This is a genomic window from Stenotrophomonas sp. STK16_22 (assembly GCF_051984505.1).
Taxonomy (GTDB): domain Bacteria; phylum Pseudomonadota; class Gammaproteobacteria; order Xanthomonadales; family Xanthomonadaceae; genus Stenotrophomonas; species Stenotrophomonas maltophilia_A.
The window spans coordinates 1,434,959-1,454,868 of record NZ_CP196972.1 but is presented as its reverse complement, the minus strand read 5'-3'; the positions used below and the strand labels follow the sequence as shown (position 1 = coordinate 1,454,868).

Sequence of the window (19,910 nt, the reverse complement as noted above, 5' to 3'; positions counted from 1 at the left end):
GTGGGTGTCAACCTTGGTTGACACGCATTACCCCGGCAAACGCCAACCTCGGTTGGCGTTTTTGATCCCAATGGGGTCAGAGCCGTTTTCGTTGAAAACGGATCCGACCCCGGACACGAAAAAGCCGGGGCATTCCCCGGCTTTTTCGTTGTCGGCTGGCGGGCGATGGAGCAGCTGGCTGGCGAAGGCTGGCTGGCGATGCTCCGGTGCTGGCGGGCGACAGAACGCTGTGCTTCTTCTGGTAGAGCCGACCGCTGGTCGGCTGCTTTTTGCCTCTGGTAGAGCCGACTGTTAGTCGGCTGCCGTTTGGAGAGCGGCCGACTAACAGTCGGCCCTACCGGATCGCGGTGCCGGCTCAGTGCGCCGGGGCGCCGTTGCCGTCGATCTTGCTCAGCTGGTACAGCTCCAGGCCGATGCGCTTGATCAGGCCCAGCTGCTGCTCCAGCCACCAGGCGTGGTCTTCCTCGGTGTCCTTCAGCTGCGCCAGCAGCATGTCGCGGCTCACGTAGTCACCCTTCTCTTCGCACAGCTTCATGCCGGCGGCGAGATTGTTCCGGACTGCGTATTCAGTATCCAGATCCTTCTGCAGCATCTCTTCCACGGTCTTGCCCGGCTCGGTGGCATGCGGGCGCATGTCCGGGTCGCCGCCGAGGAACAGGATCCGGCGCAGCAGCGCGTCGGCGTGCTGGGTTTCCTCTTCCATCTCGTGGTTCAGGCGTTCGTACAGCGCGAACAGGCCCTGGTCCTCGTAGCGGCGGGAATGGATGAAGTACTGGTCGCGGGCAGCAAGCTCGCCGCGCAGCAGTTCCTTCAGGCAGGCGATGACGTCCGGGTTGCCTTTCATGGGGGGCTCCTGTGAATCGATGTGGCATAGGGTGCCGCATTTCAAAATGCGGTGATCTAATCGGAATCAGTCGCAGTTGCGCCTGCGGCTACAATCGGCCCACGAGTTCGGAAAGGACGTGCGATGCGACGTACATGGCGTTGGGTGCTGGGTGTGTTGGTCGCCATCGTGCTGGTCACCGCACTGGCCCTGTGGCTGCTGCTGCGCGGAAGCCTGGCCGACCTGGACGGCGAGCATGCGCTGCCGGGCCTGGCCAAGCCGGTCACCATCGAGCGCGATGCGCTGGGGGTGGTAACCATCACTGCCGGCAGTCAGGCCGACGCGATGCGCGCACTCGGCCATGTGCATGCGCAGGAACGCTATTTCGAGATGGACCTGATGCGCCGCAGTGCCGCCGGCGAGCTGTCGGCATTGTTCGGGCCGAAGGCCATTGAAGCTGACAAGCGCATGCGCGTGCACCGCCTGCGCGCCCGCACCGAGGCGCATCTGGATACCGCGCTGGGCGACAACGGCGCGGTCGTGCGCGCCTATGTGGATGGCGTCAACGAAGGCCTTACCGATCTCTCCGTGCGGCCATGGGCCTACCTGCTGCTGCGGCAGTCACCGCAACCGTGGCAGGCCAGCGACAGCGTGCTGGCCGGGCTGGCCATGTACGCCGACCTGCAGGACCCGAACAACCAGACCGAGCTTGCCCTCAGCCGCATCCGTGCGGTGGTGCCGCCGGCGCTGTACGCGCTGATTGCCCACGACGGCACCGAATGGGATGCACCGCTGTTTGGCGAAGCCACCGGCAATGCGATTCTGCCCGATGCCAGCCAGCTCGATCTGCGCACATTGAAGGGAAAGCCGGGCACCGAGCAGGAGGAGGCGGACGTCATCGGCAGCAACAACTTCGCGGTGGCCGGCGCACTCACCGCCGACGGCCGCGCGATCGTTGCCGACGACATGCACCTGGGCCTGCGTGCGCCGGGGCTGTGGTTCCGGGTGCGCCTGCGCTATCCGGACCCGCAGGCTGCCGGCGGCCAGGTCGACGTCACTGGCTTCTCGCTCCCTGGCCTGCCGGCGGTGATCGTCGGCAGCAACGGCCACGTCGCCTGGGGCTTCACCAACAGCTACATCGACACGGCGGACTACCGCACGGAACCGGCCAACGCCACGGTGACCGTGCACGAAGAACGCATTGCGGTGGCCGGCCAGGCCGACGTGCTGTTCCCGGTACGCGAAACCGCCTGGGGGCCGATCCTGCACACCCATGCCGATGGCAGTGGCGATGCCCTGCGCTGGGTCGCACACCTGCCCGGCGCCGTACGCCTGGATTTCGCTGATCTGGCCCGCGCCGGTGACCTGGACGGTGCACTGCACTTCGCCGACCGCGCCGGCATTCCCGCGCAGAACCTGGTGGTCGGCGACCGCAGCGGACGCATCGCCTGGCGCCTGATCGGCGCCCGCCCCGACCGAGGCCCCGGCTGTGCGCCGGCCGGCTTCACGGCCGCCAGCAACCAGGACTGCGCACCGTGGCCGATCCGCAGCGATGCCTCGCCGGCATTGATCGATCCCCCCAACCATCGCCTGTGGACCGCCAACGGTCGCGTCCTCGACTGCGAGGCGCTGGCCAGCGTCGGCAACGGTGGCTATGACCTCGGCGCGCGTGCGCAGCAGATCCGCGACCTGCTCGCCATCCAGGACCGCTTCGACGAACACGACCTGCTGGCGATCCAGCTCGATGATCGCGCCGTGTTTCTGCAGCGCTGGTGGGCGTTGCTGCATGACGTCATCGAACGCAGTGACGACCCAGCACTGAAGCGCTTGAAGGCGGTCAGCCATCAATGGGGCGGCCGGGCCTCGGCCGGCTCGGTCAGCTACCGGGTGGTGCGCGCGTTCCGCACGCAGGTGATGGATACCCTGTCCGATGCACTGCTGGCGCCGGCCAACGCGCAGCTGGGCGATGACTATCTGGACCCGCGCCTGGCACAACTGGAAGGCGTTGCCTGGCCGATGCTGCAGCAACGCCCCGCCAACCTGCTGCCACCGGCCTACGACAGCTGGGACGCGCTGCTGCTTGATGCCGCACGCCGCACCGAGAGCGAGCTGGCCAAGCAGGGCCCACTGGCCCAGCGCACCTGGGGAGAGCGCAACACCGCGGCGCTCTGCCATCCCATCGCGCGTGCATTGCCGGACATCGCCAAGCGCTGGCTGTGCATGCCCGCCGACCCGCTGCCCGGCGACCGTGACATGCCGCGCGTGCAGACGCCGAACTTCGGCGCCTCCGAACGCATGGTGGTTTCGCCCGGACATGAGGCCGACGGCATCGTGCACATGCCCGGCGGCCAGAGCGGCCATCCGCTGTCGCCGTACTGGGGCGCCGGCCACGAAGACTGGGTGCATGGGCGGCCGACACCGTTCCTGCCCGGCAAGGCGCAGCACACGATGACGCTGGTGCCAGCGAGGTAGTGCCGGCCGCTGGCCGGCAACCTCATGATGCTGGACACACCAGCCTGGATGCCGGCCAGCGGCCGGCACTACCGTCCAGCGCTCAGCCCCGGCGTCGCTCGATCAGGTTCAGCAGCGGCCCGGTCATCGCCGTGGTCACCAGCGCCATGATCACCAGCACCGCGAACAGCCGATCGCCGAGCAGGCCCAGCTCGTAGCCCAGGTTGAGCACGATCAGCTCCATCAGACCACGCGTGTTCATCAGCGCCCCCAACCGCCACGCTTCGCGCGTGGGCATGCCCGCGCTGCGAGCGGCACTGAATGTGCCCAGCAGCTTGCCGGCCGTGGCCACCGCGATCACCACCACGCACAACACGATATCGCTGGCCTGCAGCGCATCGGCGCGCATGCGCAGGCCGGTCATGGCGAAGAACAGTGGCAGCAGCAGGGTCACCGCGAACGGTTCGACGCGGGCCATCAACAGGTCGCGCAGCTGCGCGTTGGACGATACCGCGACGCCCGCAGCGAATGCACCGAACAACGCGTGGATGCCCAGCATCTCGGTGACCAGCGCACTCGCCAGTGACAGCAGCAGGATACCCAGCAACCAACGTCCCTCACGGCCCGGCGCGATCTGCTGGCGGGCAAACCACGGCTTCACCAGCCCCAGCATCAGCGCCACGAACACGACCACGCACAGCAGGTTGAGGCTGGCCGGCAACCAGCCGCTGGCCTGGGCGGCGGCGACGATCAAGGCCAGCAGGCACCAGGCGGTGGCATCGCCCAATGCCGCGCAGGCGATCGCGGTCTGGCCCAATGGCGTCTGTGTGATCCCACGATCGGCAAGGATGCGCAGCAACACGGGGAACGCGGTGATGCTCATGGAGATGCCGACGAACAATGCGAATGCAGTAAAGCCCACACCCTGCGGACCGTGCTGCGGATACAGCCAGATCGCCAGCGCCACGCCGAGCACGAACGGCACTGCAATACCGGCATGGCTGACCGTGAAGGCGAAGCGCCGGCGGCCACGCAGCGCCGCCAGGTCCAGCTCGGCACCGGCTACCAGCAGGAACATCAGCACGCCCAGCTGGCTGAGCATGCCCAGCGGACCCAGCGAGCTGGCCGGGAACAACGCACCATGCAGCTGCGGCAGCAGGCTGCCGAGCACCAGCGGCCCCATCATCAGGCCAGCGGCCATCTCGCCGATCACCGCCGGTTGTCCAAAGCGCTTGAGCAGCGCACCCGCGCCCTTGGCCACCAGCAGCAGCACCAGCAGCTGCAGCAGGAACAGGCCCAGCGGTGAGGCAAGGTGCTGCGCCCAGCTGCCTTCGGCGGCGGTGGCGCGGGCAACCGCCTCGGGCGCCGCCGGCCCGGCATACCGCGCCAGCAGTACGCCAGCCAGCAACGGCACCCCGGCCCAGGCCAGATAACGCCATCCCCATTTCGTGGGCGGCACGTCGCCACCTGCCTGTACGTCCATGAACATTCCCCAATGCGCAGGGGGCGATCATACAAAAAGGGGACGGAGGGGATTAAGTCGTTAGTGGCACAAACGACTTAATCCCCTCCGTCCCCTTTTTGGGGGCTTAGGCCAGTGCCTGTTCGTGCACCCCGGCGATCGCGCGGCCCGAGGGGTCCGCCGCCGCGGCGAAGCTGGCGTCCCAGGCAATGGCGGCCGGCGACGAGCAGGCGATCGACTTGCCGCCCGGCACGGTCTCCGCGGCCGCACGGCTGGGGAAGAACTGCTCGAACAGGTGACGGTAGTAATACGCCTCCTTGGTCTGCGGCGGGTTGTGCGGGAAGCGCTTGTCGGCCGCCGCCAGCACGCGGTCACTCACCTGCCCCTCGGCATGCGCCTTCAGGCCGTCGATCCATCCATAGCCGACGCCATCGCTGAACTGCTCCTTCTGACGCCACAGGATGCTGTCCGGCAGGTAGCCGTCGAATGCCTCGCGCAGCACCGCCTTCTCGATGCGACGGCCACCGAACCCGGCACCGACCATCTTGTGCGCAGCATCGAAGCGCATCGCCACGTCGAGGAATTCGCGGTCCAGGAACGGCACGCGTGGCTCCACGCCCCAGGCCATCATCGACTTGTTGGCACGCAGGCAGTCGTAGTTGTGCAGCGCGTCCAGCTTGCGCACCAGCTCGTCGTGGAATTCACGTGCATCCGGCGCCTTGTGGAAGTACAGGTAGCCACCAAAGATCTCATCGCTGCCCTCGCCGGACAGCACCATTTTCACGCCCATCGCCTTGATCCGCCGTGCCAGCAGGAACATCGGCGTCGAGGCGCGGATGGTGGTGACGTCGTAGGTTTCGATGTGGCGGATCACTTCCGGCAGCGCGTCGAGGCCTTCCTCGAAGGTGTATTCGAAGCCGTGATGCACGGTACCAAGTGCCTCGGCAGCGATCGCCGCGGCCGCCAGATCGGGCGAGCCCTTCAAGCCGATCGCGAACGAATGCAGGCGCGGCCACCAGGCTTCGGTCTGCCCGCCATCCTCGATGCGGCGGCGCGCATAGCGCGCGGCCACCGCCGCCACCAGCGACGAGTCCAGGCCACCGGACAGCAGCACCCCATACGGCACGTCGCTCATCAGCTGGCGCTCCACCGCATGCTCGAAGGCCTGGCGCAGTTCGGCCAGGTCGGCCTGGCGGCCCTGCACGTCGGCGTAGTCGCGCCACGGCTGCTGGTAATAGCGCACCAGCTCACCGCTGGCACTGTCGAAGTAGTGACCCGGCGGGAACTGTGCGACGTCGGCACAGGTATCGACCAGCGCCTTCATTTCCGAGGCCACCCGCAGGCGCCCCTGGGCATCGTGGCCCCAGTACAGCGGCACCACGCCCACCGGGTCACGCGCCACCAGCACGCGCCCGCTGTCGCGGTCCCACAGCGCGAAGGCGAAGATGCCGTTGAGCTGTTCCAGCCACTGCGCCGGCGAACTGCCCTGGCGATACAGCGCGTTGATCACCTCGCAGTCCGAGCCGGTCTGGAAGTCGTAGGCGGTGGTCAGCGCCGCCTTCAATGCCTGGTGGTTGTAGATCTCGCCGTTCACCGCGAGCGCCAGCTGGCCATCGGCCGACAGCAGCGGCTGCGAACCACCGGCCGGGTCGACGATGGCCAGCCGCTCATGGACCAGCAGCGCACCTTCGTCGAGGTACACGCCGCTCCAGTCCGGGCCACGGTGGCGCTGGCGCTGCGACAGTTCCAGCGCATGGCGGCGCAGGGCGGGAAGATCGTCACCGGCCTGCAGGCCGAAGATTCCGAAGATCGAACACATGGGAGAGCTCCTGTTGGGGGATTTCACGGGTGGGAGGGTGTTCGACCGGCCATCCAGGCCCGGGTGGGGCTGCGCCGGGCACAAAAAAACCCGCATCGGCTGATGCGGGTTTTCTGGTGTCCGGGCGTGTGTTGCTGTCTATCTACCCAGGGCGCAGTCCCGCATCGGCCGCGCACGATTATTCGCGCGCAGATTATTGCGGTTGTTGTTATTGACGGCGGTGGCCAGGCGGATCGACATGGCATCGACCCTACCCCGGTTTCCGGCACGGCGCAACCGTTGCGTTGGCAACCACTCCCCGGCGCGCATAATGGCCCGCCGTGAAACGTGTAATGGAAATGCAACACCGCACTGGACGCAACGCGGCGCTGGCCGCCCTGCTCTGCCTGGGCCTGGCGGCCTGCCAGACCCTGCCTCCGCCTTCCACGCTGCCGCTGGCGCAGCAGCAGGCACTGGAACAACGCGGCACCGACGGCAGCTTCGACGGTGCCTGGGACACCGCGCAGACCTTCGAACGTTTCAACGATCCGCGCGCCGTCGCCTACTACGAGCGTGCTGCCGCGATCACGCCCTGGACCTTCCGCAACACCAAAGCGGAAGAAGCACTGGGCCGGATCTGGACCTCCGGCACGCTGCAGCATGCCGACAGCCCCCACATCAATCCGGCTCCGGTGCTGCGCGCCTCCTGGCAACGCGGTGAACGTGCGTATCTGGCGGCGGCCAACCACGGCAATCCCTATGCGTTCTACGGGCTCGCCAAGGCCTATCGCCAGCGAGGCGACGCGCAGCAGGCGCTGCGCTGGGACCTGCGCGGAATGATCAACAAGCGCTACCCGAGTTCGTCGTCGCGACTGCCGGATGCGGTGGCCGCACAGGGTGACACCGTGCATCCGCTGGTGGCGCAGATCCAGCGTCGTGCCGAGCACGGCGACGCCGAAGCGCAGGTCGACCTGGGCGCGCTGCTGGAAAAGGGCATGGGACTGCCGCGCGATCCGGTGCGTGCGCTGCAGCTGTACCAGCGCGCCGGTGAGAAGGGCAATGTGTTCGGCCAGTACTTCGCCGGTCTGCTGCTGGGCCGCAGTGCGCCGGGTGTGGAGAAAGACACCGACGCGGCGGCGCGCTGGTTCGCCAGGGCCGAGGCGCAACACTTCTACATGGCCGCGCCAAGTTACTGGAAGAAAGCGGTCGAGCCGCCGTTCTTCATTTTTTCCGAGTAGAGAAGCGGCCCCGGCGGGAGGCGTGCCGACCAACGGTCGGCACCCACCCTCGCGGGATTCATTCCGTCATGGGGTTCCCACCAGCAGCCGTTCCACCAGGCGCTGGTACAGCCCCGGCAACGCTTCCAGATCGTCCACGCGCACGTTCTCATCCACCTGGTGGATGCTGGCGTTGACCGGCCCCACTTCGATGCACTGCGCACCCAGTGGCGCGATGAAGCGTGCATCTGACGTGCCGCCGCCGGTGCTTTCTTCCGGCGCACGGCCGATGTGCTCGGCCAGCACCGCACGCGCGGTGGCGCGCAGCGTGCCTTCCGGGGTGTAGAACGGCTCGCCGCTGCGGTGCCACTTCAGCGTGTACTGCAGGCCATGGCGGCCCAGCAATGCGGTGATCTCCGCCTCCAGCTTCGGTGCATCCCAGTGCGGGTTGTAGCGGATGTTGAAATCCACCTCCAGCTCGCCGGGAATCACGTTGTTGGCACCGGTGCCGGCATGGATGTTGGAGACCTGCAGGCTGGTCGGCGGGAAACTCTCGTAGCCGTCATCCCAGCGCCGCGCGCTCAGTTCGGCCAGGGCCGGAGCAGCCTGGTGAATCGGGTTGCGCGCCTTATCCGGGTACGCCACGTGGCCCTGTACGCCCTGCACGCGCAGCTTGGCCGACAGGCTGCCACGACGCCCCACGCGCAGCAGGTCACCCAGGATCGCGGTCGACGACGGTTCACCGGTAATGCACCAGTCGATGCGTTGGCCGCGCTCGGCGAACAGCCGTGCAACGTGACGCACACCATCGATGGCATCGCCTTCCTCGTCGCTGGTCAGCAGTACCGCCAGCGTGCCAGGGTGATCGGGATGTGCGGCGACGAACTGCTCGGCGGCGACCACGAACGCCGCCACGCTGCCCTTCATGTCGGCGGCGCCACGGCCGTACAGCACGCCGTCACGGATCTGCGGCGTGAACGGGTCGCTGGCCCAGGCCTCGCGCGGGCCCGTCGGCACCACGTCGGTATGGCCCAGCAGCACCAGCACCGGCGCGCCCTGGCCATGGGTCGCCCACAGGTTGTCGACCTCGCCCAGGCGCAGGTGATCGCACTGGAACCCGGCCTGCTTCAGGCGTGCCGCCAGCAGTGTCTGGCAGCCAGCATCATCCGGCGTCACCGAGGGTCGTGCGATCAGTTCGCAGGTCAGGTCGAGGACCGCACTCATGCGTCACCCACGCCGAAGCGGGCCTTGAAACCGTTGTCGCTGAAGCCCTGGCTGACCGTGCCATCGGCCGTGACCACCAGCGGGCGCTTGATCAGCTGCGGGTATTCACGCAGCAGCAGCTTCCATTCGGCCTCGGAGTCGGCGGCCTTGCGGTTGTCCGGCAACTGCCGCCAGGTGGTGGACGACTTGTTCACCATCGCGGCCAGGCCCCCCAGCTGCCCAGCCCACGCCAGCAGTATTTCCGGGTTCGGCTTGTTCTCGCGGTAATCGACGAAGGTGTAAGGCACGCCGAAGCGGTCCAGCCACTTGGTCGCCTTCTTGCAGGTATCGCAGTTCTTCAAACCGTAGACAGTGGTGCTCATGGCCATCTGTGATGCTGGAAAACAGAGGGCCAGAATCTCACAACAGGCGCTCGGACACGACCCGGAACGGCACCCGTGGCAGCCGGAAGGCCAGCCCCTCGTGCAGCGCCACGCCCATCGCCTGCAGGCGCGGGCACTGCGGTTCGCCTTCCAGCTGCAGCGGTTGCAGCTGTGCGATGTCCACCGGCAGAGCGATGCGGGTGCTGGCCCAGCGCTGGTCGCAGGTACGGGCGATGGCCTCGTCCTGGCAGGTCAGGAAACGCAGCAGGGCCTGATGGCTGCCGAAGGCCGCCGCCCACCCGGCAACGTCCCAGCCCGCAGCGGCCTGCCACTGCAGGTGCAGCGCCGGGGCACTGCCCTGCCGGCCCTCGATCCGCGTGTGGCCACTGCCTTCGGCATCCAGCGCATGCGTGAAGCGCACCGACAGGTGCGGCTGCATGGCATCGCTGAAAACGCGCGCGCCGGCGACGAAGGCCAGCTGGTCCATCACGTTGCGGTCGAACAGCACCACCGGCGTCCCGTCCGGATCGTCGTCACGACGCAGGTACCAGCGCCAGTTGCTCTGCCGTGGCGACGGCATCAGGGAACGCAGCGGCCCGGCCAGCGCGGGCCCGAAGTGTCCGTGCCGGTAGCTGAGGATGGTGTAAGGCGTGCGTCCGGCATGGACCACGTAATGATGGCCCGGCGGTGGCATTGGTGCGTGACGCACGTCGACCCACCAGCTCACGTAGACCACATCGCGCACGTCACTGACCAGCGCCGGCATCGGCCAGCGCCGCGACAGTGCACGGCGCAGCCGGGTCCAGCGCGGGGCGTGCAGCAGGCGCGGCAGCATCCGCCCGACCAGGGTGTCGGACGGATGCCGGTAGATCGCGGACTGCGCCAGATCCTCCGGCGCAGTCACCTTCAGTCGGCCAGGCCGCGCAGCAGGTCGTTGACGCTGGTCTTGCTGCGGGTCTTGGCATCAACCTGCTTGACGATCACCGCGCAGTACAGCGAGTGGGTACCGTCCTTGCTCGGCAGCGAGCCGGACACCACCACGCTGTACGGCGGGATGTAACCGTAGGTGATTTCGCCGGTGGCACGGTTGTAGATGCGGGTGCTCTGGCTGAGGAACACGCCCATGCCGATCACGCTGTGGTGGCCAACCACCACGCCTTCCACCACTTCCGAGCGCGCACCGATGAAGCAGTGGTCCTCGATGATGGTCGGGCTGGCCTGCAGCGGCTCCAGCACGCCGCCGATGCCGGCGCCGCCGGACAGGTGGCAGTGCTGGCCGATCTGCGCGCAGGAACCGACGGTGGCCCAGGTATCGACCATGGTGCCTTCGCCGACGTAGGCGCCGATGTTGGTGAAGCTCGGCATCAGCACCACGTCCTTGCCGAAGTAGGTGCCGCGGCGGGCGATCGCGCCCGGCACCACGCGCACGCCACCACGGCGGAACTTCGCCTCGTCATAGCCGGCGAAGCGCGATTCGACCTTGTCCCAGAACGGCGCCGGACGGGCGTCGACCACGGCCATGTCATTGACACGGAAGTACAACAGCACGGCCTTCTTCAGCCACTCGTTGACCTTCCAGCCACCCTGGCCGTCCGGCTCGGCAACACGGAACTCACCGCTCTCCAGGCCGTCAATCACGCGGTTGACCAGCGGCTTGGTCGAGCCTTCCAGCTCGTGCAGGGTCAAGGTAGCGCGGCGCTCGAAGGCACTCTCGATGCCGAACTTCAGCTCTTCCACGCCCGGGGCCGACGGCTTGCGCAGCGACTTGCGGGCGATGGTTTCGGCGCGGACCGCTTCGGCACTCTTGGCCGGCGCCGGCTTCTTCACAGCACGCTTCACCGCAGCCGCTTTCTTCGCCGGGGCCGTCACCGCAGCGGCCTTCTTCGGCGCAGGGGTCTTCTTCGCGGCCGGTGCGGCAGCAGCAGGTTTCCGGGCCGCTGCGCTCTTGGGGGTCGCGGCGGTCTTCTTGGCGGGCTTGGTGGCCATCAGGCGGGGTCTCCGGCGTTTCGATCAGGGTCCAGGCAGGCCAGCATCGCGTCATGCAGCTGCTGCCGGGCAGGTTCAGTCAGGGGGAGGTCGTGTTCGTCACTGATCACGAAGGTGTCTTCGGCGCGTTCGCCGAACGTGGCAATGCGCGCATCATGCACGCGCAGGCCCTGATTGCGCAGCACGAACGCCACATCGGCCAGCAGGCCGGGGCGGTCGGGGGCGACCAGGGCGAAACGGGTTGCGCCCGGCTCATCGCGGAATTCGATGCGCGGGGCGAAGCGGAAGTGCCGCAGCTGCCGTGGCACCACCCGGCGTGACGGCCGCAGGCGCGACAGGTCACCACTGAGTGCCTCGCGCAGCGCCGCTTCCAGGTTGGCACTGCTGCCATCGGCGAAGGTATCGGCCGGGTTCACTTCGAAGGTATCGAAGATGGTATCGGCCGGACCGTCCAGCACGCGTGCGCGGTGGATGCCGTAGCCCTTGCGGTCCAGCGTCATCACGATCGCGGCGAACAGGCCGTCGCGGTCCGGCGAATGCACGAAGACTTCCAGCGCGGGGTCGTCGACACTGATCCGGCGTACCTTCACCAGCGCCTGGCCCTGCTTCACCGGCACCAGCGCGGCAGCCTGCCAGGCCAGCTGCTCCGGGCGCAGGCGGATGAAGCCTTCGTCGGGCATCACCGCGAACTGGCGATCGATGGTGGCATCGTCGTAACCCCGCTCGCGCACCAGCGCGCGCACGCTGTCACGCGCTTCGGCCACGCGCTCGGCCGCCGGCACCGGGTGTTCCAGCCCCTCGCGCAGCGCGCGCCGGGTGGCGAAGTACAGGTCGGCCAGCAGGCGGTCCTTCCATGCATTCCACAGCTTGGGGCTGGTGCCGGCGATGTCGGCGCAGGTCAGCAGGTACAGGTAGTCCAGGCGGTCGCGGCTGCCGACCAGGGTGGCAAAGCGGTGGATCACTTCCGGATCGGCGATGTCCTGCTTCTGCGCGGTCACCGACATGCGCAGGTGCTGTTCGACCAGCCACGCCACCAGTTCGGTGTCGGACGTGCTCAGCGCATGCGCCTGGCAGAACGCGCGCGCGTCCACCGCGCCCAGTTCCGAGTGGTCGCCGCCACGGCCCTTGGCGATGTCATGGAACAGGCCGGCCAGCAGCAGTAGTTCCGGCTTGCGCAGGCGCGGCCACACTTCGTGCGCGATCGAGAAGCGCTCGTCGGCACGGCTGCTGGCAAACAGGCCGATATTGCGCAGGACCATCAGCGTGTGCTGGTCGACGGTGTAGACATGGAACAGGTCGAACTGCATGCGCCCGCTGACCTGGGCGAACGCGGGAATCCACTGGCCAAGCACGCCCAACCGTGCCATGCGCGAGAGCGTATCGACCGGGCGCTGGCCGCGCAGCAGCGCCAGGAACTGCTCGCGTGCATCGGCATCAGCCTGGTCGTAGGCCGGCAGCAGCGGCAGCGCTTCGGCCAGCGCACGCGCGGTCAGCGAATGCAGGCCGCGCACCTGCGGATTGTTGGCCCAGCTGGCGAACAGCGCGAACACCTGGCCGATGTCGCCGCGCGGCCAGTCGGCTTCGTTGGCCGCCAGGTAACCACGGCGCAGGGAAAAACCCACGGTCAGCGGCTCCGGCTGCGCCTCGCCATCGAACTGTTCCTCGAAGCGCTGCAGCAGGCGGTCGCTGATCCGGCGCACGACCAGCGCGGCGCGGTAGAAGCCCTGCATCATCTTCTCGACACCGAGGTTCTCGGCATCGTCTTCAAAGCCCAGGCGTGCCGCCAGGGTCTTCTGGTAATCAAAACGCAGGCGCTCTTCCGGGCGACGCGCGACCAGATGCAGGCCAAAGCGCAGCCGCGCCAGCACCGCACGTTCGCGCTTCAGTGCTGCCGCTTCGTCTGCGCCCAGATGGCCGAGCCCGACCAGCGCCTCCAGGTCACGCACGCCGAACGCACGCAGTGCCATCCAGCCCAGCGTGTTGAGATCGCGCAGCCCACCGGGGCCATCCTTCAGATCCGGCTCCAGGTTGTCGGCGGTGTCGCCGAAGCGCTGGTGTCGGTTGCGCAGCTCTTCCAGCTTGGCCAGGAAGAAGGTGCGCGCCGGCCACAGTTCACGATCGTCGACGGCCTCGCGCAGCGCGCGGCGCGCCACATCATCGGCCAGGATCGGGCGCGCCTCGATCAGCGCGGTCAGCACGGTCTGGTCCGCTGCCGCCTCGCGGCACTGCGATGCAGAACGCACCGCATGGCTGACGGCCAATCCGCAGTCCCACAGCAGCGCGAACAGGCGCGCCAGCGCCGCCTCATGGGCCAGCTGTGCCGGCGGATCGCCGAACACCAGCAGGTCGATGTCCGAACGCGGAAACAGTTCACCGCGGCCATAGCCGCCGACCGCGAACAGCGACAGCCCGCTGTCGGCCGGCAGGCAGCGCTGCCAGGCCAGGCGGATCAGATGGTCGGCAGCGCGCGCGCGCAGTGCCAGCAGGCGCTCGATGTTGTCGCCCTGGTCGAAGCGGCGGTACAGGCGCGCGTCGGCCTGCTGCAGCGCCTGGCGCGCGGCAGCAGCCCAGTCCGGGTCGTTGAGCGACGCGGCCGGCGTGTCCAGCAGCGAACTCGCCGGCAGCATCGTCAGGAGACCTGCGACTCGCCCGGCGACAGGGTCAGCACGTCCACGCCGGTCTCGGTGACCGCGATCATGTGCTCCCACTGTGCCGACAGCTTGCGGTCCTTGGTCACCACGGTCCAGCCATCCGGCAGCACCTTGTTGTAGCGGGTGCCCTCGTTGATCATCGGCTCGATGGTGAAGGTCATGCCAGGCTGCAGCACCAGGCCCTGGCCCGGGCGGCCGTAATGCACCACCTGCGGCTCATCGTGGTAGACCTTGCCGATGCCGTGGCCGCAGTACTCGCGCACCACGCTGAAACGCTCGCCTTCGGCATAGCTCTGGATGGCATGGCCGATGTCGCCCAGGGTCGCGCCCGGACGCACCGCGCGGATGCCGCGCCACATGGCTTCGTAGGTGGTTTCCACCAGGCGGCGGGCCATCACCGACGGGGTGCCGACGAAGTACATGCGGCTGGTGTCGCCGTGCCAGCCATCCTTGATGACGGTGACGTCGATGTTGATGATGTCGCCATCCTTGAGCACCTTCCCTTCGCTGGGGATGCCATGGCAGATGACGTTGTTGACCGAGGTGCACACGGTCTTCGGGAAGCCGCGGTAGCCGACGTTGGCCGGAACGGCGCCCTGCACGTTCACGATGTGGTCGTGGCAGATGCGGTCCAGTTCCTCGGTGGTGACACCGGGCTTGACGTGGGGGGTGACGATGTCGAGCACTTCGCTGGCCATGCGGCCGGCGATTCGCATCATCTCGATTTCCTGCGGGGTTTTCAGATTCACGCTCATGGCCCCCATTATCGCCGATCCGGCCACAATCTGAACGAACGCCACCCAACTGGCGATCCGGGCCATGCACGGTTCCGGCAAGGAAAGTGAAAGCGTGATCGCCGCCCCCCTTTCGTCTCCCTGTTTATCACGGAATACAGACACTTACGCCTCCTAAGCTGGGGTCACCGTCGCCGAAGCGGTGCCGAACGTGCCGCCTTCGCCTTGTTCAACGGACCTTCGGGTCAGGGAGGTTGTCCATGCGATCCGCGCTTCGTTCCCCGCTTGCCTGGGCCTTGGCCGGGGTCCTGCTGTCCGGCCCGGCCCTGGCCGCAGACACCACCACCTTCAATGTCACCCTGGTGGTGACCAAGGCCTGCACGATCACGGCTGCTGCCGCCACCAACGTTGACTTCGGCACGGCGGCCTCGACCACCGCGACCCCCACCCTGGGTCAGGGCACGGTGACCGCCCAGTGCTCGGCACTGACCCCGTACACGATTTCACTGAATGCGGGTGCCAATGCCAGCACCGCGAATGACGTCACCACTCGCCGGATGAAGAACACCAACGCCGCGGTGACCGCCAACAACTACGTCGGCTACCAGCTCTACCAGGACGCCGCGCACACCCTGGTCTGGGGTGCCACCTCCGGCACCAACACCCAGGCTGGCATCGGCACCGGCCTGGCCGTGCCCTACATCGTCTACGGCCAGATCCTGAACCTGAGCACCAACAACCCGGCGACCGGCAACTACCTGGATACGGTTACCGCCACGATCACCTATTGATGGAGCACGCCCGCATGGCCGGACCCCGCCCGTGGCGCGCCACCGGCGTGGCGCTGCTCGTCCTGAGCCTGGTATTCGCCGCCCCGGTCGAAGCCACCAGCCTGCAGGTCGCCCCGACCAGCCTGCAGCTGGAAGCGCGCCAGCGTGCCGGCGAGCTTTGGCTGACCAACAGTGGCACCTCGCCGGTGAAGCTGCAGGTTCGGGTGTTCCGCTGGGTGCAGCAGGACGGCCAGGAGCAACTGTTGCCCACCGATGAACTGGTGGTCACCCCGCCGATGCAGGAACTGGCTGCCGGGCAGCAGCAGCTGGTCCGGGTGATGCGTCCGGACAGGACGCCACCGCCGGCACAGCAGTACTACAGGCTGATTGTCGACGAGGTGCCCGACCTGGCCACCCGCGCCGACGGCATGCAGTTCGTGCTGCGCTATTCGATACCGGTGTTCGTGCAGCCCGCCGCCGGCAAGCTTGCGCCGCAGCTGCAGGCCCGCCTGGTGCAGTTGCCCGATGGCCGCAACGGCGTCGAGGTGGCCAACGCAGGCAACAGCTATGCGCAGATCGCCGATCTTGCGCTGGGCAGCCCCACGCGCCCACGCATCGTGCATCCCGGACTGCTGGGTTACGTGCTGCCCGGGCAGGTGATGCGCTGGCCGATCGAGCGCACGGCGATCGACCGCGACAACGACCAGATCACGGCCAAGCTCAATGGCGAGTCGGAACAGACGCCGCTGTCGCCCCCATCGGCTCGCTGAGGCGTTGATGGGCGCGCTGCTTGCTGCCCTGGCTCCTGCGGCGACCCAAGCCGCCGATGTGTCCGGTGCAGCGGCTACCGCCACCGCCGATGTATCAGGCATCTCCGCCGATGCGATGCTGCCACCGCCCACACCGTTGACCGCCAACCAGACGCTGTACCTGGACGTTTCGCTCAACAGCACCCCACGCGGACTGCTGCCTTTCATCGAGAACCGTGGCCGCCTGCAGGCCAGCCCCGACGTACTGCGCCAGCTCGGCTTCAACGCCCACGGCGATGCACCGGTGTACCTGGACCAGATCAGCGGCGCGGTGGTGCGCTATGACGCACGCCTGCAGACCCTGGCGCTGGACGTGCCACTGGACCAGCTGACCCTGCCAACCACCGTGCTCAGCCGCCCGCAGACACGCGCGCCCGCGGGCAGTGCCTCACCCGGACTGCTGCTCAACTACGACGTGTATGGCAGCCGGGTGGATACGCTGGGCAACCTCAGCCTGAGCTCCGAACTGCGCCTGTTCGGCGTCGGCAACGGCACCTTCGAAAACACCGCGGTCAGCAGGCGCTACCAGCAGCCTGGCGACCGTCGCTGGCGAGGGGAGAGCGTGCGCCTGGATACGCGCTGGAGCCTGGATTTCCCCGACCAGGCGATGACGCTGGAGGTCGGCGATTTCTACAGCGGCTTCGTCGACTGGACCCGTCCGGTGCGCCTGGGTGGCCTGCAGATCGGTCGCAACTACAGCCTGCAGCCCTATCGCGTGCTGACCCCCACGCCCAGTTTCCTCGGCCAGGCGGTGGTGCCGTCCACGGTCGAGCTGTACGTCGATGGCCTGCGCCAGTACAGCGGCCAGGTCCCGGTCGGCCCGTTCCAGCTGGCCGCACAGCCGGGGATCAGCGGCACCGGCAGCGCACAGGTGGTGGTGACCGATGCGTTCGGCCGCATGCAGACCCTGGATTTCAGCTTCTATGGCACCCAGCAGCTGCTGGCCAAGGGCCTGTCGGACTGGTCCGCCGGCATCGGCCACCTGCGTGAGGACTTCGGCCAACGCTCCTTCGCCTACGACGACCGCACCGTGGCCAGTGCCAGCTGGCGCGGTGGCATCAGTGACACGTTCACCGGCGAGGCTCATGCCGAAGGCGGTGGTGGCCTGGCCCAGGCCGGCATCGGCGGCTGGTGGCTGCTGGGTGGCGCGGGCGTGTTCAACGCCGCCTATGCGCACAGTGACTATCACGGCCTGCAGGGCGGGCAATGGGCACTGGGCTACAGCTGGAACAACCGCCGACTCAACGTCAATCTGCGCACCGTGCGCAGCCATGGTGATTACCGCGACCTGGGCGCACTGCAGGGCAACCTGCCGCCGAGCATCAGCGAACAGGCCACGGTCGGCGCCGACCTGCTGCGGCTGGGCACGCTCAGCGCCAGCTACCTGCGCCTGCGCTACCCCGATGGCGAAGACAACCGCTACGCCAGCCTGTTCTGGTCGCGGACCTGGAGCCAGCGCTGGTCAGCCTACCTCTCGGTGAACCAGAACCTGGACCAGAGTGATGACCGCAGCATCTATCTGTCGGTAACCGCCAGCCTGGGCAACAACCGCCAGGCCAGCCTGTCCAGCCAGCGCAATGGCGACAGCCAGACCTGGGTGGCCGACGTCACCCAGCCGGTGCCCGGCGATGGCAGTGCAGGCGGCATCGGTTGGCGCGCGCAGGTGCGCCACGGCGAGGACGGCAGTGGCGGCCTGGCCGAAGTCGGCATCCTCAATGACGTCGGCCGCTACTCCTTCGGGGCCTCGCGCCAGGGCGGGCTCAACTATGCCTACGGCAGCGCCAGTGGCAGCCTGGTCTGGATGGGCGGGCACGCGTTTGCCACCCGCGAGGTCTCCGATGCATTCGCGGTGATCAGCACCAATGGTGTCGGTGGCGTGCCGGTGCGGCTGGAGAACCGCCTGATCGGCGTCACCGATGATCGTGGCCTGTTGCTGGTCAGCCCGCTGCTGTCCTGGCAGCGCAACCGGGTCTCGATCGACACCCTGGACCTGCCCGAGGACATGCGTGCCGACCGCATCGAGGACTGGGTGACGCCGCGCCAGCGCGCTGGGACCCACGTGACATTCCAGTTGCGCTCGCGGCCCTCTCTGAGCCTGACGCTGCAGAGCATGGACGGGCAGCCGCTGGAAGTGGGCAGCGAAGTGCAGTTGCCCGGCGGACGCCAGGCCACGGTGGGCTATGACGGCCTGCTGTATCTGGAAGACGTCGCTGCCGGCAGCGTGCTGTACATCACCACCAGCCGCGGCCAGTGCCGGGTGAAGGTACCCGAGCCGCCCAAGGTAGTGGCGTCCGGCGCCCGGCCGAAGCCGGCACCGCTGCCGTGCATCCCGGAGGTGGCGCCATGAGAGTGCTGCTGCTCGGCATGCTGCTGTTCGCCGGCCTGCTCGCGGCACTACCGGCCCAGGCGACAGCGGTCTGCACGGCAACCGCGAACCCGACCCTGCCGTTCGGCAACATCAACAGCAACGCTCCCGGCCCTACGGCGGCGACGCTGAACATCACGGTGACCTGCACCACCGCCGCACTGAGCCTGCTGGCCACCACCGGCGTCCGCGTCTGCGTGGGTGTCGGCGCAGGCAGTGGCGGCGGCAGCAGCTCCACCTTCCGCACGATGTCCACTTCCAGCAGCGACACCATGAATTTCCAGCTCTACAACAACGCCAGCTACGGCCAGGTCACCGGCCTGGTGCCACGCGGCACGCCGCCGGCGCAGGAACTGACCATGAGCTACAACGTGCCGCTGCTGACCGGCGGCAGCGGTGCGCAGTCCGTGCAGCTGTTCGCGCAGATCCCCGCCAACCAGATCCTCGCTTCGGGTGCTTACAGCAGCACCTTCAGTGGCGCCAACGTGGTGCTCACCTGGGCCTGGAATGAAGTCCTGCTCGGCAACGCCACCGTGCCGGCCGCCTGCAACGGCGGCGCAACCGGCACCAACAGCGCCAGTGCGGCCTTCAGCTTCACTGCCACTGCCAACGTGCTGCCGCAATGCGGCAGCTACGTCACCACCAACATGGACTTCGGCAACGTCACCGGCAGCATTCCCGCCAACATCGACCGGACCGCCACGCTCACGCTGACCTGCCTGAAGAACACCGCCTACCAGATCAGCCTCAACAACGGCCAGAACAACCCCGCCGCCTCCACCACCCGGCGCATGGCCACCACCATTGGCAGCGGCACCTACTACCTCCCCTATGAGCTGTACCGCGACGCCGCGCGCAGCCTGCGCTGGGGCAATACCCTCAACGTCGATACCGTTGGCGGCACCGGAAGTGGCAGCGCGCAGCAGCTGACCATCCATGGCCGGGTGCCGCCGGTCACCGGCCAGCCCCCGGCCGGTACCTACAACGATCTGGTGCAGGTGACGATCACTTACTGACCTGTGTGCCGACCAACGGTCGGCATCCACCGGGATGGATTGGAATGGTCGGCACCCACCGGGGTGGGTTTGGAATGGTCGGCACCCACCGGCGTGGGTTTGGAATCGTCGGCATCCACCGGGATGGGTTTCGGTAGATCCACGCCATGCGTGGATGCGCACATCACTCCTGCGGCAGGACCAGTCGACTGGCAGTCGACCCTACAGATTCGGCCGATCCGGCCGATACCGCGCAACGGGTC

The 19,910-nt window shown here is 67.8% G+C and carries 15 protein-coding genes; 6 read left to right on the top strand and 9 right to left on the bottom strand.

What is annotated here, in order from left to right:
- Window positions 1-355: 355 nt before the first annotated feature.
- The gene (gene bfr, locus ACSYAO_RS06620; protein WP_004151115.1) at window positions 356-844 is read right to left on the bottom strand and encodes a bacterioferritin; all 489 of its coding nucleotides are present in this window, start codon (window positions 842-844) and stop codon (window positions 356-358) included.
- Window positions 845-967: 123 nt separating this feature from the next.
- On the opposite strand from bfr, the gene ACSYAO_RS06615 reads away from it, so the two are divergent.
- Window positions 968-3,295 (top strand): penicillin acylase family protein, encoded by a 2,328-nt coding sequence (locus ACSYAO_RS06615; RefSeq protein ID WP_197655896.1) that lies wholly within the window; start codon window positions 968-970, stop codon window positions 3,293-3,295.
- 82 nt (window positions 3,296-3,377) lie between these two features.
- On the opposite strand, the gene ACSYAO_RS06610 is transcribed toward ACSYAO_RS06615, so the two are convergent.
- Complete coding sequence (locus tag ACSYAO_RS06610; RefSeq protein ID WP_197655694.1) at window positions 3,378-4,763, bottom strand: cation:proton antiporter domain-containing protein; 1,386 nt, start codon at window positions 4,761-4,763, stop codon at window positions 3,378-3,380.
- 100 nt (window positions 4,764-4,863) lie between these two features.
- Window positions 4,864-6,555 carry an asparagine synthase B gene (gene asnB, locus ACSYAO_RS06605; protein ID WP_134952039.1) on the bottom strand — a complete coding sequence of 564 codons (1,692 nt, stop codon included), beginning with the start codon at window positions 6,553-6,555 and terminating at the stop codon, window positions 4,864-4,866.
- 338 nt (window positions 6,556-6,893) lie between these two features.
- On the opposite strand from asnB, the gene ACSYAO_RS06600 reads away from it, so the two are divergent.
- On the top strand, window positions 6,894-7,772 hold the full coding sequence (locus ACSYAO_RS06600) for a tetratricopeptide repeat protein (RefSeq protein WP_197655711.1): 879 nt from the start codon (window positions 6,894-6,896) through the stop codon (window positions 7,770-7,772).
- A 66-nt stretch (window positions 7,773-7,838) separates the two neighbouring features.
- Here the strand turns inward: ACSYAO_RS06600 and dapE are convergent, their stop codons facing one another.
- From dapE to map, 6 genes are read right to left on the bottom strand one after another with little or no spacing between them, the layout of a single operon-like run.
- Window positions 7,839-8,975, bottom strand: coding sequence for a succinyl-diaminopimelate desuccinylase (gene dapE / locus ACSYAO_RS06595; RefSeq protein WP_134952040.1), 1,137 nt, complete (start codon window positions 8,973-8,975; stop codon window positions 7,839-7,841).
- Window positions 8,972-9,343: a Spx/MgsR family RNA polymerase-binding regulatory protein gene (locus tag ACSYAO_RS06590; RefSeq protein WP_197655695.1), complete on the bottom strand. Its 372-nt coding sequence runs from the start codon at window positions 9,341-9,343 to the stop codon at window positions 8,972-8,974. The genes dapE and ACSYAO_RS06590 overlap by 4 nt, the downstream gene beginning before the upstream one ends.
- Before the next feature lie 31 nt (window positions 9,344-9,374).
- Window positions 9,375-10,241 carry a hypothetical protein gene (locus ACSYAO_RS06585; RefSeq protein ID WP_197655696.1) on the bottom strand — a complete coding sequence of 289 codons (867 nt, stop codon included), beginning with the start codon at window positions 10,239-10,241 and terminating at the stop codon, window positions 9,375-9,377.
- 2 nt (window positions 10,242-10,243) lie between these two features.
- Window positions 10,244-11,323, bottom strand: coding sequence for a 2,3,4,5-tetrahydropyridine-2,6-dicarboxylate N-succinyltransferase (gene dapD / locus ACSYAO_RS06580; RefSeq protein WP_032127931.1), 1,080 nt, complete (start codon window positions 11,321-11,323; stop codon window positions 10,244-10,246).
- A complete protein-coding gene (locus ACSYAO_RS06575; protein WP_049399523.1) occupies window positions 11,323-13,950 on the bottom strand; it encodes a [protein-PII] uridylyltransferase in 2,628 nt (875 codons plus the stop codon). Before ACSYAO_RS06575 ends, dapD begins: the two co-directional genes overlap by 1 nt.
- A gap of 2 nt (window positions 13,951-13,952) precedes the next feature.
- The gene (gene map, locus ACSYAO_RS06570) at window positions 13,953-14,795 is read right to left on the bottom strand and encodes a type I methionyl aminopeptidase (protein ID WP_080355365.1); all 843 of its coding nucleotides are present in this window, start codon (window positions 14,793-14,795) and stop codon (window positions 13,953-13,955) included.
- 173 nt (window positions 14,796-14,968) lie between these two features.
- On the opposite strand from map, the gene ACSYAO_RS06565 reads away from it, so the two are divergent.
- Genes ACSYAO_RS06565 through ACSYAO_RS06550 form a run of 4 tightly spaced genes read left to right on the top strand, consistent with a single transcriptional unit; the run spans window position 14,969 to window position 19,668 of the window.
- Window positions 14,969-15,499 carry a Csu type fimbrial protein gene (locus ACSYAO_RS06565; protein ID WP_032127934.1) on the top strand — a complete coding sequence of 177 codons (531 nt, stop codon included), beginning with the start codon at window positions 14,969-14,971 and terminating at the stop codon, window positions 15,497-15,499.
- Window positions 15,499-16,248: a fimbrial biogenesis chaperone gene (locus ACSYAO_RS06560; RefSeq protein WP_049399527.1), complete on the top strand. Its 750-nt coding sequence runs from the start codon at window positions 15,499-15,501 to the stop codon at window positions 16,246-16,248. Before ACSYAO_RS06565 ends, ACSYAO_RS06560 begins: the two co-directional genes overlap by 1 nt.
- Window positions 16,249-16,255: 7 nt before the next feature.
- A complete protein-coding gene (locus ACSYAO_RS06555; RefSeq protein ID WP_049463632.1) occupies window positions 16,256-18,634 on the top strand; it encodes a fimbria/pilus outer membrane usher protein in 2,379 nt (792 codons plus the stop codon).
- Window positions 18,631-19,668: a Csu type fimbrial protein gene (locus ACSYAO_RS06550; RefSeq protein WP_049463631.1), complete on the top strand. Its 1,038-nt coding sequence runs from the start codon at window positions 18,631-18,633 to the stop codon at window positions 19,666-19,668. Before ACSYAO_RS06555 ends, ACSYAO_RS06550 begins: the two co-directional genes overlap by 4 nt.
- Window positions 19,669-19,910: the final 242 nt, after the last annotated feature.

Bases quoted from the DNA above. Each gene is read 5' to 3' on its own strand.
- ACSYAO_RS06550 (WP_049463631.1), top strand. From the start codon at position 18,631: ATGAGAGTGCTGCTGCTCGGCATGCTGCTGTTCGCCGGCCTGCTCGCG.
- dapD (WP_032127931.1), bottom strand. From the start codon at position 11,323: ATGGCCACCAAGCCCGCCAAGAAGACCGCCGCGACCCCCAAGAGCGCA.
- bfr (WP_004151115.1), bottom strand. From the start codon at position 844: ATGAAAGGCAACCCGGACGTCATCGCCTGCCTGAAGGAACTGCTGCGC.
- map (WP_080355365.1), bottom strand. From the start codon at position 14,795: ATGGCCCGGATCGCCAGTTGGGTGGCGTTCGTTCAGATTGTGGCCGGA.
- ACSYAO_RS06615 (WP_197655896.1), top strand. From the start codon at position 968: ATGCGACGTACATGGCGTTGGGTGCTGGGTGTGTTGGTCGCCATCGTG.
- ACSYAO_RS06560 (WP_049399527.1), top strand. From the start codon at position 15,499: ATGGAGCACGCCCGCATGGCCGGACCCCGCCCGTGGCGCGCCACCGGC.
- asnB (WP_134952039.1), bottom strand. From the start codon at position 6,555: ATGTGTTCGATCTTCGGAATCTTCGGCCTGCAGGCCGGTGACGATCTT.
- ACSYAO_RS06555 (WP_049463632.1), top strand. From the start codon at position 16,256: ATGGGCGCGCTGCTTGCTGCCCTGGCTCCTGCGGCGACCCAAGCCGCC.
- ACSYAO_RS06575 (WP_049399523.1), bottom strand. From the start codon at position 13,950: ATGCTGCCGGCGAGTTCGCTGCTGGACACGCCGGCCGCGTCGCTCAAC.
- dapE (WP_134952040.1), bottom strand. From the start codon at position 8,975: ATGAGTGCGGTCCTCGACCTGACCTGCGAACTGATCGCACGACCCTCG.
- ACSYAO_RS06565 (WP_032127934.1), top strand. From the start codon at position 14,969: ATGCGATCCGCGCTTCGTTCCCCGCTTGCCTGGGCCTTGGCCGGGGTC.
- ACSYAO_RS06590 (WP_197655695.1), bottom strand. From the start codon at position 9,343: ATGGCCATGAGCACCACTGTCTACGGTTTGAAGAACTGCGATACCTGC.
- ACSYAO_RS06600 (WP_197655711.1), top strand. From the start codon at position 6,894: ATGCAACACCGCACTGGACGCAACGCGGCGCTGGCCGCCCTGCTCTGC.
- ACSYAO_RS06610 (WP_197655694.1), bottom strand. From the start codon at position 4,763: ATGTTCATGGACGTACAGGCAGGTGGCGACGTGCCGCCCACGAAATGG.